Origin of the sequence: Neoluteolibacter marinus, from assembly GCF_014904755.1 — a bacterium.
Lineage (GTDB): Bacteria > Verrucomicrobiota > Verrucomicrobiia > Verrucomicrobiales > Akkermansiaceae > Haloferula > Haloferula marina.
This window is the reverse complement of sequence record NZ_JACZFQ010000023.1, coordinates 70,792-84,472: the sequence shown is the minus strand read 5'-3', so window position 1 is coordinate 84,472 and position 13,681 is coordinate 70,792. Positions and strand designations below refer to the sequence as shown.

The following is a 13,681-nucleotide window of genomic DNA, read 5'->3' as shown; positions in this document are numbered from 1 at the left end:
CGGCCCGTGAACGAAGAACGCGAGCATGGAATCCAGCCCCTGGCCGGGCTGATGGACGCCTGGGGACTGAGCAACCACGATCTCGTGGATGCGTCGCCGGAGCAGCTGACCCACAAGCAGGTCCAGCGTGCCCGCAACGGGCGGCGTCTGACGCTCGCCATGATGATGAAGGTCAGCAGGACCCTGAACATCGCCATCTGGTATCGCCTGAAGAAGGAGGAGCGGGCGCAGTTTGAGGAATACCTGCACAAACATCTCTTCTCCTACGCCAAAGGCTACTCCGCGGAGTTCGTGGATCCGAACATTCCGTTGATGGCGGCCGTGAAGGATCGCGGTGGGAAGATCATCAGCCGCGACGAGTAAGCACGGAACCTCACGACGTCGCCAGCGGTGTCGCCTTGCGGTAAGCCAGCCAGGCGCAGGCCGCGGCAATTGCCAGGAACATCAGGGCGAGGGAGGCGATCCATGACAGGGTCGTGATCAGGTCGCCCTTGGGTAGCGCTGGCAGGATCGACACCAGGGCTGCGACCAGGCCGATGCCGAGCGCCCAGAAGAGCAAGCGGCGGGTCTCGCGGAAGACGATGGAGCGGATGACCCTTGGTGCGATGCCGAGCCGCTGCAGCTGGGCAAACTCGGCGTTGCGCTCGGCCAGGTTGCGTGCGGTCACCAGGCCGAGCCCGGCGGCGCCGAGGATGACTCCGAGGCCGCCGAGGACGTTGAAGATCGAGATGTAGGTGTTCTCGACGCTGTGGAAGGCCGCCAGGCGCTCGGCCGTCGGGGTGACGGTGGCACCGAGGTCGGTGAGCGATCGTTGGAGCAGGGCGCGGGTGGCTTCGAGGTCGCCGGGGGCATCGGCCAGGAACAACTGGTAGCCGCCGGTGGAGGGATAGCGTTCGAGGAAGCGCTGTTCGTCGACGACGAAGCTGCCCTGGAAGACACTGCCGTCGAGGGTGCCGGCGATCTCGACCGGGAAGGTGGAGCCCTGCTCGTCGGTGTAGTCGATCGTGTCACCGAGCTTCTTTTTGAGGACCCACAGCAAGGTGGTCTCGTCGATGAAGGCCCGCATGTTGGGTCCCTCCCGGAGTGCGGACCAGTTGGCTTCGATCCCGGGAGCCGCGGCCTTGACCGTGAAGGAACCGCGTTTCTCAAGGGCAGCCGTATCCGTGGCCAGAAGGCGCGGGCGGGTGACGGAGTTCAGGTTGAAGCAGGACGCGTCGTCGCCGGTGCCAACCCGGAAGGGGAGGATCTCGCCGAGTTCTTGCCGCTGGTCGCCGAGCTTGAAGAGGTCGGCGGTGCTGTCGTCTGCGGCACCGCGGTGGACGGGTGTGGTGGTCTCGATCCAGAAGGCAAAGCCGCCGGCGCTGCTGGAGCGTTCTTTCCACTCGTCGCCGCCGTGCTTCTGGAACGCGGTGACCGATACGACAAGGAACAGTCCCGCAGCGAGGCAGCCGACGACGACCAGCGAGCGGGTTGGGCGACGGACGATGTTGAGTCGGGCCAGGCGGGCGGGGGTGAGTTCGCCCGTCAGCTTTGAAACGCCTCGGGCCTTGAAGAGGGCAAGACCGGCGACGAGGAAAGAGAAGCCGGCGAGGAAGAAGGCACCTTGCGGTCCGATGGCCTTGGCCGAGAGGATGGCGGCCAGCCCGGCGAGGGCCGCGGCCGGAGCAAGCCAGCGGGCTCGGGACTTGCCCGGGCGGATGACCTCTTCGGTGCCGGACTCAAGCCGCAGGCTGGCGGCGCGCTTGGCCTGGCGGCGGGTCACGAACCAGATGGTGACCATCATCAGGAAGATGAAACCGAGGATGCCGCCGACGACTGATGCCGGTGCGGCGTGGAAGCGGAACAAGCGCTCGCCGCCGCGGTTCCAGATCGATTCCAGGAACAGCAGCAGGCCGCGGGTGTAGGCAAAAGCGAGCAGGGCGCCGAGGATGCTGCCAATGGTCACCACGATCGCGCCTTCGAGCAAACGCCAGCGCAGGATCTTCCCGGCCGGGATGCCCAGCGCGGCGAGCAGGCCGCTCTCGTGGTTACGCTGCTCGACGTTGAATCGGAAGAGCATCGCGGTGAGGGCGACGGCAGCGAGGATCAGGAAGAAGGACATGCTCAGGAACAGGCCGGCGATGTCTACCGGCGAAGCCGCGGCGGCCCGGCTTTCGGCACCGAGGTCGCGGAGCAGCAGTCCGGCATCGGCGGGTTCCAGGACATCGAGGATACGCTGCTCCAGGTTGCCCTCGCCGGCGGGGAATCGCAGCGCGGTGGCCGAGCCCCAGCGGTTGCTCCAGAGCTTCTCCGCTGCGGCGTAGGGAATGAAGGCCTTGGGGGTGCCGCGGTGGTCGTCCCAGTAGGTTTCGTCCTTGTCGCGGATGCGGGTCAGGTCGAGCGGCAGTCCAGGTGTCCAGTCCGAGGAGTTGTCGGCTTCGGCGATGCCGGGAAAGTCCGGCATCCACAGCTTGTCGGCGGCCGCTCCCTCGAGCGGGACGATGTCGCGCACGGTGAAGGTCGACGAATCCTCGTCGAGCCGGTTGCCACTACCGAGGACGTAGTAGCTCAAGGTGACCTTGTCACCGGGGCCGGCGCCGAGGTCTTCCGCCTCCCAGGAATTGAGCACAATCTCATCCGGAGCAAGGTCGTCTGGCAGGAAAGATACGGCGGCGGGGTCGGCACCGGTGACCATCGAGTAGGGCGTTTCCTTGCCCTTGGAGGCGATGGTGTTGGCGAGGTAGGTGACGAGCGGCCGGGCGGCGGGAAGAAGCTGGCGCAGTTTGCCCTCGATCACCGGCGGCAGGAAAATGCGGTCGCTGCGGATCTCGGTGGCATTTGAAAGCGGGATCTCCTGCAGCGAGAGGCCGTAGTCGGCGAGCTGGGTCGAGGAGCGAATCGCGGTGGTGGCATCGGCCACAGTCAGGTCGCCACCGAAAAGCAACAGGTTGGCGGCGCCGGGGCGCTCGATCGAGGTGGCGAGCCGGTTGAGCGGCAGGAAGATGGCCGGGGAGGGGAGTTGGGTGGCTTCGAGTCCGAAACGGCCCATGGCGTCATCGTCGCGGATCGTGGCGACCTTGCCGCGGATCGTGACCAGTTCCTCGGGCTCGCCGGAAAGCGGGGCGTCGCGCGAGACGAGGCCGGGTTTGCCGAGACGGATGACGAGGGTGTCGCCGGTCTTGAGGTCCAGGCTGCGGGCGAGCTCGCGGTTGATCGCCCAGGCTTCCTTGTCGAGCGGGGCGGGCGTGGTGTCGCCGCTGGAGAAGGACCAGAAGTCCGGGGTGACGCCGAAGAGATTGACCTGGCCCGTCGAGCGGCCGGAGGGGGTGTCGACCTGCCCGCGGAGTTGAAGGATGGGGGCCGTGTCGGGGATACCATCGGACAAGGCGGCGCGGAAGAAGTTTTCGCCGCCGGCCAGGACCAGGGTGGTGCGGCCGGTTCGTTCCTCGGCAATCTGGCGCAGTGTGGACTTGACCGAGTCGCCGGAAAACAAGGCACCTAACAGAACCATCGCGCCGAGGGCGGAGCCGAGCAGCACGCCGAGGTAGGCGCCCCGGTAGTGGCGCAGGCCGCGGAGGATGAAGGTGCGGGCGGTCATCTTGAAGTGCCGAGTGATCAATGGGCAGTGATCCGTGGGGAAAGGCGTCCGTTGCGGAGCTCGAAGGTCTTGGACATGCGGCTGGCGAGGGCGGCATTGTGGGTGACAACGAGGAGGGTCACGCCTTGCTCGCGGTTGAGCTGGAGAAGCAGGTCGGCGACGGTGTCGGTGGACGCCGGGTCGAGGGAACCGGTGGGTTCGTCGGCGAGGATGAGCTTGGGCTGGTTAACCAGGGCGCGGGCGACGGCGGTGCGCAGCTTTTCTCCGCCGGAGAGCTGCCAGGGCAGGTGATCGAGGCGTTCGCCGAGGCCGACTTGCTGGAGGAGATCTCGTGCGCGGGACTCGGTGCTGGCGGCGGATTCCTGCCAGTCGCCGGCGAGTCGCGGCACGAGGACGTTCTCGAGGACGGTGAGCTGGGGCAGCAGGTGGTGCTGCTGGAAGACGAAGCCGAGCTGGTGGTTGCGGAAGGCGGCGGCCTGCTCTGTCGTGAGGGTTGAGATATCCTGGCCGCCGATCGCGATGCTGCCGGAAGTCGGCCGGTCGAGGGCACCGAGCAGGTTCAGCAGGGTGGACTTGCCGCTGCCGCTGGGGCCGACGATGGACGCGGTCTCGCCGTCGGCCAGCGTGAGGTCGAGATCCTGCAGCACCCGGATCGTTTCGCCCGGGGTTTCGTAGGACTTGCAGAGTTGGTGGGCTTCGATCATCGGAGAATGTTCCAGCGTTTGGCCTTCACCTCGAAGGCGGGCAGGCTGCCCGGGGCGACGGGGGTGACCGGGATGCGCAGGCTGAAGGTGGAGCGGAGCTTCTGGGCGAGGGCCGCAGCGAGCTCGTCGGGCGCCTCGACCTGGAGGGCCAGCTCGGTGAGGGCGGAGCGCTGGTCGATCTCGACCTGATACTCGGCGATGCCGTCGATGGAGCGGACGACGGCGTCGATCGAGCTGGGGTGGATGTTGATGCCGCGCACCACCACCATGTCGTCGGTGCGGGCGAGGATGCCGCCCTTGAGGGCGAAGCGGTCGCCATGCGGGACCGGCTGAACGAGGTCGCCGGTGCGGTAGCGGACCAGTGGCGAGCCGTGGCGGCCGAGCGTGGTAAGGACGAGTTCTCCGCTCTCCCCGTCGGCGGCAGGCCGGCCGCTGGCGGGGTCGATGACCTCGGCGAAGTACGATTCGTGACGTAGCAGGAGCAGGTCGGGATCGGATGCCGAGCTGACCGAGACCGGGCCGACCTCGGTCATGCCGTGGTGGTCGAAGACCCGGGCACCCCACGCGGTCTCGATGCGGGCACGGACCGCGGGGATGGAGCCGCCGGGTTCGCCGCAGACGATGATCGTCGTGACCCCGAGCGAGGCGACCGGCAGGCCGATCTTCCCGCCGACCTCGGCGAGGCGGAGGGCGTAGGTGGGGGTGCAGCAGAGCACGGTCGACTGGCTGCGCTGGAGCAGGTGGAGGCGGTCTTCGGACGAAAGCCCGCCGCCGGGGACCGCACGAATGCCCATGCGGGTGGCGGCTTCGAAGCCGGCCCAGAAGCCGAGGAAGGGTCCGAAGGAGAAGGGGAAGAAGGCGGTGTCGCCTGCCGCCACGCCGGCCCCGCGCCAGACCCACTCCCAGTTGTCGAGGATCCAGGACCAGCCGGCGGGATCATCGAGCCAGATCAGCGGCTTGCCGCGGGTGCCGCTGGTCTGGTGGAAGCGGTGGTAGCTTGCGAGCGGGAAACTATGGGTGCTCCCGTAAGGCGGGTGTTCCTCGTGGTCGGCGGCGAGTTCTTCCTTGGTGGTGAAGGGGACCGATGCGGAGAACTCGGCAATGGAATTGAAGGAAGGAAGGTCGCCGAGTTTTCGTTGGTAGAAGGCGTTCGCCGGGAGGATGGCGGCGAAAAGCCGGTTCAGGCTGTCCAGGGTGTCGGGCATGGGTCCTATCGGTCGTATAGGTCCTATTTCTCAGCTGGCGCCGCGACCGCCGCCGGAGGCGCCGGTGCCGGCTTGAACTTGGTGACCATGAAGCCACCGAGCGCAGCCAGCAGGATGCCGCAGATGAATTGCCAGGGGATCGCGGAGAGACCGCCCTTCGGCGGGTGCATGGCAATGCCGACGATCGCGTTCACGATCGGCGCGCCGGCGAAAATGATCGACATCACCGAGACCGCGACGATGCCCGGGTTCATGCCGGCCTTGGCACCGGATCCCATGGCGAGCAGCACGAAGAAGGCGCCGATGGCGCCGAGGATGCCGGCGAAGAGCGAGACCCACATGCCCTTCGGCGGCATGTTCCAGTCCATGCCCTTCGAGGTGAGCAGGATGATCAGCGGTGCGAGGACGGCAGTGAGGAAGTAGGCGATGCCGACGAAGAGGAAGGCCTTGTAGCGGCCGAGCACCGGATCCTTCATGCCGACCTGGCCGGCGTGGAGGAAGATGCCGTAGAGTCCCCAGCAGGCGACGGTAACGAGGGCGAGGTAGAGCCAGTTCATGGATTTCATCGGGGAAGTGCCAAGTGATTTGAGCCAAGGAGTTTGAAGCATTCAGTGGCTCCATCTCACTACGTTCGGTTGTGATCCGTGATCAGTGATTGGAGTTTGAGCTTGAGCGGTTCGGGTAGGGGGACGGCCTTGATCCCGTCGGGCGTGATGGCGACGTGGGCGGCGGCGATGGCGCCTTCGGCGACAAGGATGGCGTCGCGGGAGATTTCAAAGCGGTAGCGCACCGAGCGGTTGCGGATTTCCTCGAGGTAGAGGCGGATCGTCAGCAGGTCGCCGAAGCGGGCGGGGGCGCGGTAGTCGCAAGTCGCGTTGACCCGCGGCCAGCCGGTCTCGAGGCCGTCGAGCATGCCGTGGAGTTCGTGGTCGAGGCTGCGCACGAAGGCGTGCTCGCAGGCTTCCATGTAGCGGAAGAAGTTCGAGAAGTGGACGATGCCGGCCATGTCGGTCTCGTAGAACTCGACGTGGCGCTGGATTTCGAAGACGGGCTTGCTCATGGAAGAAGGGATTCGGCGACGGCCAGGAAGCGGTCGCGCATGGCCTCGACGCTATAAGATTGCTCGGCGGCGCGGCGACCCTTTTCCCGGAAGTCGCGGAGCTGGTCGGGGCGCTGGAGCAGCTCGTGCCAAGCGGTGGCGAGGGCGATCGGGTCGTCGGGCGGGACCAGCAGGCCGGCTTCGCTGGGGGTGATGATTTCGGGGAATGAGGAAGCGTGGGGCATGACCACCGGCACCCCGCTGGCGAGGGCTTCGACCAGATAGAGCCCGAAGGCCTCCGGATAGGTGGCCGGGACGCTGAAGAGGGTCAGCGACGAGAGCATCGCGGCCTTGTCGTCGCGGGAAAGGTTGGGCGACCAGGTGACGTGGTCGCTGAGGCCGGTGGCGTGGAGTTGTTGCTTGAGCTCGTCCACCAGCTTGACGTCGCCGGCAGTGGAGGCACCGGCGATGTGCAGACGGGCATCGGGGTGCTGGAGCGTGGTGCGGAGATGAATGAAGGCCTCGACTAGGTGATGGACGCCCTTTTCTCGGATCATGCGGGCCAGGAAGCCGATCACCGGTGGCGATTGTGCTGGCTTCGAAATCTGGTAGCCGGCGAGGTCGATGCCGTTGGGGATGACCTCGATCTTGAGGGTGGGGTCATCGAGCCGGCGGCGCATGAGGTCGGCGTAGAAGGCGCTCGGCGCGACCAGCAGGTCGGCCTCGGGAAGGCGCTTGCGGAGCTCGGACCAGCTGCCGGATTTGAAGGGCTCGGGCAAGCCGTCAAGGAAGCTGTCCTCGCCCTGGAAGCAGCAGATGATCTTCACGCCGAGGCGGCTCTTGAGTTCGCGGATCATCCCGGCTTGGAGGGCGGTGCCGAGGACGAGGATTTCGGGCTTGTCGGTGGCGAGCCAGTCGATGAGCTTGTCGAGTTCCTTGCCGAAGTGGCTGTCCTCGATGCGCAGCATCGCGAGCGCCATCTCACCGTGCTCGCGGGCGGAGGTCATGTGGCTGCGCTTCGCCGCGGAACGCAGCAGGCCACTGTGGTTGAGCAGGGAGTCGAGCCAGCGCGGGGTGTGGCGGAAGAGCGCGAGCTTCTGTTGGAGGAAGACGTTGATGCCGCCGAAGAAGATCGGGTTGTCGGCTTGCAGGTGCTGGTCCTCGTCGAGCTGCAGCGGCAGGTACATCGGCAGCAGCGACACGCGGTGGCCGGCGGCGTGGAGCGACTTGGCGAGGGCGTTGTCGCGCATGCAGGCACCGCAGTAGTAGGAACCGGTGCCGGGGGTGAGGATGGCGATGTTCACTGAAAAGAAGTTTGCCAGTTTTCAGTGTTCAGTTTTCAGGGAGGAAATCCCCGATTCACACACCGGCGGGAACGTGGCCGTAGTCCAGCTCGGCGGGGAGCTCGGCGATCTCGGCCATGGCGGCGGCGAGGTCGGAGTAGTCCTGGCCCTCGACGTTGCCGATCAGGCAGTCGGTCAGCTTGCCGCGCAGGTCGGGATGCATGCGGATGAGTTTTCCAAAGCTGAACTCCGGGTCGTAGAAGGCGTAGACCAGCTTGCGCATGACCTCGATGTGGCTGCACAGCTGTTCGCCGTAGCTGGCAAATGCCGATGCGGAGGTGTCTCCTTTTTCCAAGGCGGCATGGACGGCATCGGCGGCCATCTCGCCGGACTTGAGGGCGAGGAAGACGCCGCTGGAGAAGACGGGATCGAGAAAGGCGAAGGCATCGCCGACCAGGACCAGACCGTCGGTGGCGCAGTGTTCGGCGCGGTAGGAATATTCGCCGGTGACCCAGTATTGGCCGAACTGTTCGCCGGCCGAGAGGTGGTCGTGGATCCAGGCGTTGTTGTGGATCTCGCGGGCGAAGATTTCCGCCGGGTCGCGGGTGTCGCGGTAGAGGTAGTCGCGCTCGGCGACGATGCCGGAGCTGACGATGTCGTCGCGCAGCGGGATGTTCCAGAACCAGCCGCCTTCCGGGAGGTAGGCGATGGTGGTGGCGCCCTCGTCGAGCCCCGGGTCGCGCTTGGCACCCTTGAAGAAGGTCCAGATCGAGATCTTGTTGAGCATCGGGTCGCGCTTGCGCCAGCCGTGCTTGCGCTGGAATAGGGCGTCGCGGCCGGTGCAATCGAGGGTGACGGTGGCGGTGACCTCGAAGGCATCCTCGTCGCCGCTGCGGGCACGGACGCCGGTGACGCGTTCGCCGTCCTTGAGGAACTCCAGCGCGGTGGTGTTCTCGCGGACCTCGGCGCCTTTCGCGCGGGCGTTGTCGAGCAGCATCAGGTCGAAGTCGGCCCGCTCGACCTGCCAGGTGGTGGCGGCGGGGTGGTCGAAGTGCTGGAAGAAGTAGAAGGGCGCCGAAATGCGGCCGTCGGTGGTGGCGAACTGGACGGACTTCTTCTGCTGGAAGCCGATCTCGTCCATCTTGCCGGTGACGCCTAGCCGGTTGAGCATGAACCAGCAGAAGGGCATCAGCGACTCGCCGACGTGGTAGCGGGGGAAAGTCGTCTTCTCTAACAAAAGGACGCGGTGGCCCATTTCCGCCAGCAGGGCGGCGGAGCTGCTGCCGGCGGGGCCGCCGCCGATGATGATCGCGTCGTAGTCGCTCATGGCACGGTCGGAAGAATCTCAAGGATGCGCGCGAGGCAAGGGCCGTCGCGGGAAATCAGGTGATTGTAGCGCCCGTAGAGGATTTCGCCACCGGCGGATCTCGGAAATGTCCCGTGCAGAGAGTCCACCGGAACCGTGAAGAAGCCCTGTGGCTCACTGCCATAAGGAAGGCCGGATTCGTTGAGGATGGCTCCGAGCGGAGTGTCGCCGGCGAGGATCCGCGGGCGGAGTTGAGCGGTGAATGAATCGAGCAGGATCTCGATCAGGCCGTATTCGACCGGTTCGCCGCTGGCTGCCGCATGAAGGGTCACTTCGCGGAGATAGGTGCCGTCCTGATGCAGGGCGCGATGGATCTGGAGCGCGATCGAGTCGCCGTGGAAGCGGGCGAGCTCGGAGGTCATGTCGTGGTCGTGGACCAGCAGGCGGTCGAAGGGCGGGACGACCGAGGTCGCGGGGATCCAGGTAAGGGGCGTGGTGCCGAGACGGGAGCTGGCGAGGATGGGGGAAAGTTCCTCGGGCAGGGTGGGTGTCGCGGTTTCCATGCGGTGGGTTTGTCGGGTGGTTCCGGGAGGGCGCTCCGATCAGACGATCTTGTCGGTGACGTGCTGCGGCAGGAAGAAGTCGTGCAGCAGGTTGTCGACGCAGAGCAGGCCGTCGCGGTTGAGGACGATGGCGGAGTCCTCGATGTTGAGCAGGCCTTCGCTCTGGATCTGCGCCAAGGGGGCGGCGAAGCGTTCGAGGACATCGACGTCGTATTTGTCGCGGAAATGGGCGGCATCGACGCGGCCGAGTTTCATGCGGAGAATGAACTCGCGGATCATCCGTTCCTCCGGCGTGGTCTTGAGCGCGCGCTTGGTCGGCATCCGGCCGGCGTCGAGAGCCTTGTCGTAGTCGTCGATCTCGGTGAGGTTCTGGTAGTGGACGCCCTTGGCGTGGGAGAACGAGGCCACTCCGATGCCCAGCAGGTCGGCCCCGCCCCACAGCGAGTCGCGGTAGATGAACTTGGTGCGCTTGGGATCCTTCACCGCGGTATAGCCGGAGCTGATGGTGTAGCCGTCGGCCTCGAGCGCGGCGAAAGCCTCCTTGACCCAGCGGCGCTTTGTTTCCCAGTCGGCGATCGGTGCGACCAGGCTGCCGCTGGCTTTCATGTCCTTGTAGATGCCGGTGTTGTAGGGCACCTCCATCTGATAGATCGTGACGCTGTCGGGCTGGAGCTCGAGGGTCCTGGCGATGTTCTCCTGCCAGTTCTCCTCGGTCTCCTCGAGCATGCCGGCAATGAGGTCGATGTTGACCTGGTCGAAGCCCTCGGCGCGGATCCGTTCGTAGGCGCGGAAAACCTCCTTGGTGCGGTGGGCGCGGCCGTTGATCTCGAGGATGCGGTCGTCGAAGTTCTCGATGCCGAGCGACAGGCGGGTGACGCCGATGTCCTTGATCGCTTTCACCTTGTTCGGGTTGAGCGTGCCGGGTTCGGCCTCGAAGGCGATCTCCTCGGCGGCATTCCAGGGGAGCAGCGCCTTCATGCGGTCGGTGAGATCGGTGAGCTGGCTCGGCGAGAGGTAGGACGGGGTGCCGCCGCCGAAGTAGACGAATTGCGGCTTGCGGCCGGCGATGAGCGGCTTGCGCGCCATCATCTCGAGCTCTCGGACGGTGCAGTCGAGGTAGTGCTTGATCTCGTCAGCGTTCTTGTCGGTGTAGACGCGGAAGTAGCAGAAGTGGCAGCGCTTCCGGCAGAAGGGGATGTGGTGGTAGAGGCCGAGCGGCGGCGGGGTGCCCTCGTGGGGCGCGGAGTAGGCTTCCTCGACGGCGGCCGCGTTGTCCTCCGACCAGAACGAGAACGGCGGGTAGTTCGAGATGAAATAATTGCCGGCACGGGTGGCGTGCTTCTTCGGCGGGGTCGAGGTGGTGTCAGACATGGTCGTCGGGGTGCGGCGGCTTGCCGCGGCGGTGGGCGTTTGGCGGAAAGGGAACGTCGGGAGACGCGTGAAAGTTTCGGTGGGAATCCGGTCGGGGTGGCGAATCGGGTGACTGAGTTCTGAGATCTTTGCAGGATCCTGGGGTGTCGCGAAAGCGGTGTCGGCGCTCGAAGACTCGGTCTGCCACCGCAGTCCAAAGCTACTTGAGCACGAAAAGCGTGCCGTCGCCACCCGCGATGATGATCCGGCCCTCGGCGAAGACCGGCGCGGCGGTCAGGTCTTCGCCCAGATCGAGCCGCCAGAGCTCTGCTCCGTCGGCGGGAGCGGCGGCGTAGAGACGGCCGTCGCTGGACCCGAAGACGATGGCATCGTCGAAGGCGAGGGGCGAGCTCTCGACCCGCCCGCCGGTTTGGAAGGTCCACGCGGCCTTGCCGGTGGCGCGGTCGATGGCGTGCAGCTTCTTGTCGCGGCAGCCGATGTAGACGTGCCGTTCGTCGACGGCCGGTGCGGTGAAGAAGGGGAAGTCGTCGCCCTCGTAGATCCAGGCGAGGTTTTCCGCGGTGGCCTCGGCGGCGATCACCTGGTTGGCGTAGTTGCCGCAATAGATCATGGTCCCGGCGGTGGCGACCGAGTTGGTGATCTGGGCGTCGGTGACGACTTCGTTGGCGAGGGTGCCGTCGGCCAGATTGAGGACGTGGACGACCTTGTCGCAACCGCCGAACGCCACGTAACGGCCGTCAATGACCGCCGGGGTGCCGTTGATGTAGTCGTCGGTCTTGTAGGTCCAGACCTCGGAGCCGTCGGCGGCCAGCAGGCAGCGGGTGATGCCGTCGTAACCGTTGACCAGAACCCATTCGTCGGTGCCACCGGGGGCGGTTACCAGGTTGGCGGCGGAGGAGAATTTCTCGGTGCCTTGGAGGTGCCAGAGCTCATCGCCGGTCTTCAGGTCCAGCGCGAGGAACTTCTCGTCGCCGGATCCGACAAAGACGCGGCCGTTGGAAATGGCGGGAGCGGCTTCGATGGTGTCGTCGGTTTCGTGCAGCCAGCGTCGTTCGCGGGTTTCGAGGTCGATGCAGTGGATGTTGCCCATCACGTCGCCCACGACGATCGCGCCGTCGGCAACGGCCGCTTCGGCGACGCCCGGGCTGCCGAGGTCATAGGTCCATTCGATCTCCGGCTGCTTCGGAGCCGGGCCCTCGATCCGTCCCTGGAGGCCCGGGCCGCCGCGGGTGATCGGCCAGGCGCTGGCAGCGATGGCTTGGGGTTCGGCTGCGGGCGTTGCGGGTTCCTGCTTTTCTCCACAGGCGTTGAGCAGCACGACGGAGAGCGGAAGCAGGCCGGTCACCGGCCAATAGCGGTGGGTGAACGGGATCATGGCGCGGCCGCCGCGGCGAAGCTTGAGTGATAGAGCGACGTGATTTCCGGGTCCCGGAGGGGGACGGGATTGAAGCGACCGGTCCACTGCCGGGCGGCATCGGCGGCGAGGTCTGGGATGGTGGCGGGGTCGATCACCGGCGTGTCGAGTCCGGCGAGCGCGATGGTTTCCTCCAGCCAGGGCAGCAGCGGTTCGCCGAGCGTGCGTGCGAGGCCGTCGTAGATGGCGGCGGCGGCCGGGTCGGCGGAGTTGAGCCGGACGACGTGCGGGAGCATCAGCGAGACGGCGTGGCCGTGGGCGACGTCGAAGCGCGCGGTCAACGGGTTGGCGGTGGCGTGAGCGGCGCCGAGCATGCTGTTCTCGATCGCGGAGCCGGCCATGGCCGCGCCCAGCAACATGCGGCCCCGGGTGTCGGGACCGGCGCTGCCCGCGAGCACCGGCCGGATGGCGGAGGCGATGAGGCGGAAGGCTTCGGCCGAGTAAGCGGAGGAAATCGGGTTGCGCTTGGTGCACACGGCGGACTCGAGCGCGTGGGAGAGGGCGTCGAGGGCGGTCAGGGTGGCGACGGGCTGCGGCTGCGAAACGGTGAGCTCGGGGTCGAGGATGGCGATCTTCGCAAGGGCCTTGGGGTCGCCGCAGGCCATCTTCTCGTGGGAGCCGTCGCGCGAGACCACGGCGTAGGATTGGCATTCGCTGCCGGTGCCCGCGGTGGTGGGGATGGCGATGAACGGCAGCATTGCGTTCTTCGCCAATCCGTAGCCGCGGTAGTCGGACATGCGGCCGGGGTTGTGGAGGAGGAAATTGCAGCCCTTCGCGGTGTCCATGCTGCTGCCGCCGCCGAGTCCGATGATGGCGTCGGGCTGGAGCTCGGTGGCGAAGGAGCGGCAGGCCTCGATGTCGGATTCGGAGGGGTTGACGTGGGTTCCTTGGAATACGGTAACCGACAGTCCGGCGGCTTCGAGATAGCCGGTGGCGCGTCCGACGTGGCCGGCGGCGACGATGCCGGGGTCGGTGACGAGGAGGAGCTTCGAGACGCCGAGGGTGGCGACGCATTCGGGAAGCTCGGCGAGACGTCCGGCGCCGAAAACGATTCGGGGGCTGGGTCGGGCGTCGAAGGAGGTCATGGTGGATGGTCGAACGAACCGCGGAGGAGCAGAGGTCGCGGAGGTGAGCGCGGAATGGATGAGATCCGGGATGGGAGGAGTGCAGAGGCCTTCTATTCCGGGGATTTGCTGAGTGCCGTCTGGATGTGTTGGAT

Annotated in this window: 12 protein-coding genes; 1 reads left to right on the top strand and 11 read right to left on the bottom strand. The window is 66.3% G+C overall.

The features are described from left to right. The first annotated feature begins 6 nt into the window (after window positions 1-6). Window positions 7-363 carry a hypothetical protein gene (locus IG178_RS06605; protein ID WP_343225938.1) on the top strand — a complete coding sequence of 119 codons (357 nt, stop codon included), beginning with the start codon at window positions 7-9 and terminating at the stop codon, window positions 361-363. Between the two features lie 10 nt (window positions 364-373). Here IG178_RS06605 and IG178_RS06600 read toward each other — a convergent pair whose 3' ends face one another. The 11 genes from IG178_RS06600 to IG178_RS06550 all read right to left on the bottom strand — a co-directional run bounded on the left by IG178_RS06600 (window position 374) and on the right by IG178_RS06550 (window position 13,547). After that, window positions 374-3,577: an ABC transporter permease gene (locus IG178_RS06600; protein ID WP_193211734.1), complete on the bottom strand. Its 3,204-nt coding sequence runs from the start codon at window positions 3,575-3,577 to the stop codon at window positions 374-376. A 17-nt stretch (window positions 3,578-3,594) separates the two neighbouring features. Continuing rightward, window positions 3,595-4,281 (bottom strand): ABC transporter ATP-binding protein, encoded by a 687-nt coding sequence (locus IG178_RS06595; protein WP_193211733.1) that lies wholly within the window; start codon window positions 4,279-4,281, stop codon window positions 3,595-3,597. Continuing rightward, on the bottom strand, window positions 4,278-5,486 hold the full coding sequence (locus tag IG178_RS06590) for a phenylacetate--CoA ligase family protein (RefSeq protein ID WP_193211732.1): 1,209 nt from the start codon (window positions 5,484-5,486) through the stop codon (window positions 4,278-4,280). Before IG178_RS06590 ends, IG178_RS06595 begins: the two co-directional genes overlap by 4 nt. A gap of 23 nt (window positions 5,487-5,509) precedes the next feature. Further along, complete coding sequence (locus IG178_RS06585; RefSeq protein ID WP_226895009.1) at window positions 5,510-6,052, bottom strand: hypothetical protein; 543 nt, start codon at window positions 6,050-6,052, stop codon at window positions 5,510-5,512. Window positions 6,053-6,111: 59 nt separating this feature from the next. Then, on the bottom strand, window positions 6,112-6,546 hold the full coding sequence (locus IG178_RS06580) for an acyl-CoA thioesterase (protein WP_193211731.1): 435 nt from the start codon (window positions 6,544-6,546) through the stop codon (window positions 6,112-6,114). Further along, a complete protein-coding gene (locus IG178_RS06575; protein ID WP_193211730.1) occupies window positions 6,543-7,829 on the bottom strand; it encodes a glycosyltransferase in 1,287 nt (428 codons plus the stop codon). Before IG178_RS06575 ends, IG178_RS06580 begins: the two co-directional genes overlap by 4 nt. 55 nt (window positions 7,830-7,884) lie before the next feature. Next, window positions 7,885-9,135 carry an NAD(P)/FAD-dependent oxidoreductase gene (locus IG178_RS06570; RefSeq protein ID WP_193211729.1) on the bottom strand — a complete coding sequence of 417 codons (1,251 nt, stop codon included), beginning with the start codon at window positions 9,133-9,135 and terminating at the stop codon, window positions 7,885-7,887. Continuing rightward, window positions 9,132-9,677, bottom strand: coding sequence for a hypothetical protein (locus IG178_RS06565; RefSeq protein WP_193211728.1), 546 nt, complete (start codon window positions 9,675-9,677; stop codon window positions 9,132-9,134). Before IG178_RS06565 ends, IG178_RS06570 begins: the two co-directional genes overlap by 4 nt. Before the next feature lie 39 nt (window positions 9,678-9,716). After that, window positions 9,717-11,048, bottom strand: coding sequence for a coproporphyrinogen-III oxidase family protein (locus IG178_RS06560; protein ID WP_193211727.1), 1,332 nt, complete (start codon window positions 11,046-11,048; stop codon window positions 9,717-9,719). A gap of 199 nt (window positions 11,049-11,247) precedes the next feature. Then, complete coding sequence (locus IG178_RS06555; protein ID WP_193211726.1) at window positions 11,248-12,423, bottom strand: outer membrane protein assembly factor BamB family protein; 1,176 nt, start codon at window positions 12,421-12,423, stop codon at window positions 11,248-11,250. Further along, window positions 12,420-13,547: an iron-containing alcohol dehydrogenase gene (locus tag IG178_RS06550; RefSeq protein WP_193211725.1), complete on the bottom strand. Its 1,128-nt coding sequence runs from the start codon at window positions 13,545-13,547 to the stop codon at window positions 12,420-12,422. Before IG178_RS06550 ends, IG178_RS06555 begins: the two co-directional genes overlap by 4 nt. Between the last annotated feature and the right edge of the window lie 134 nt (window positions 13,548-13,681).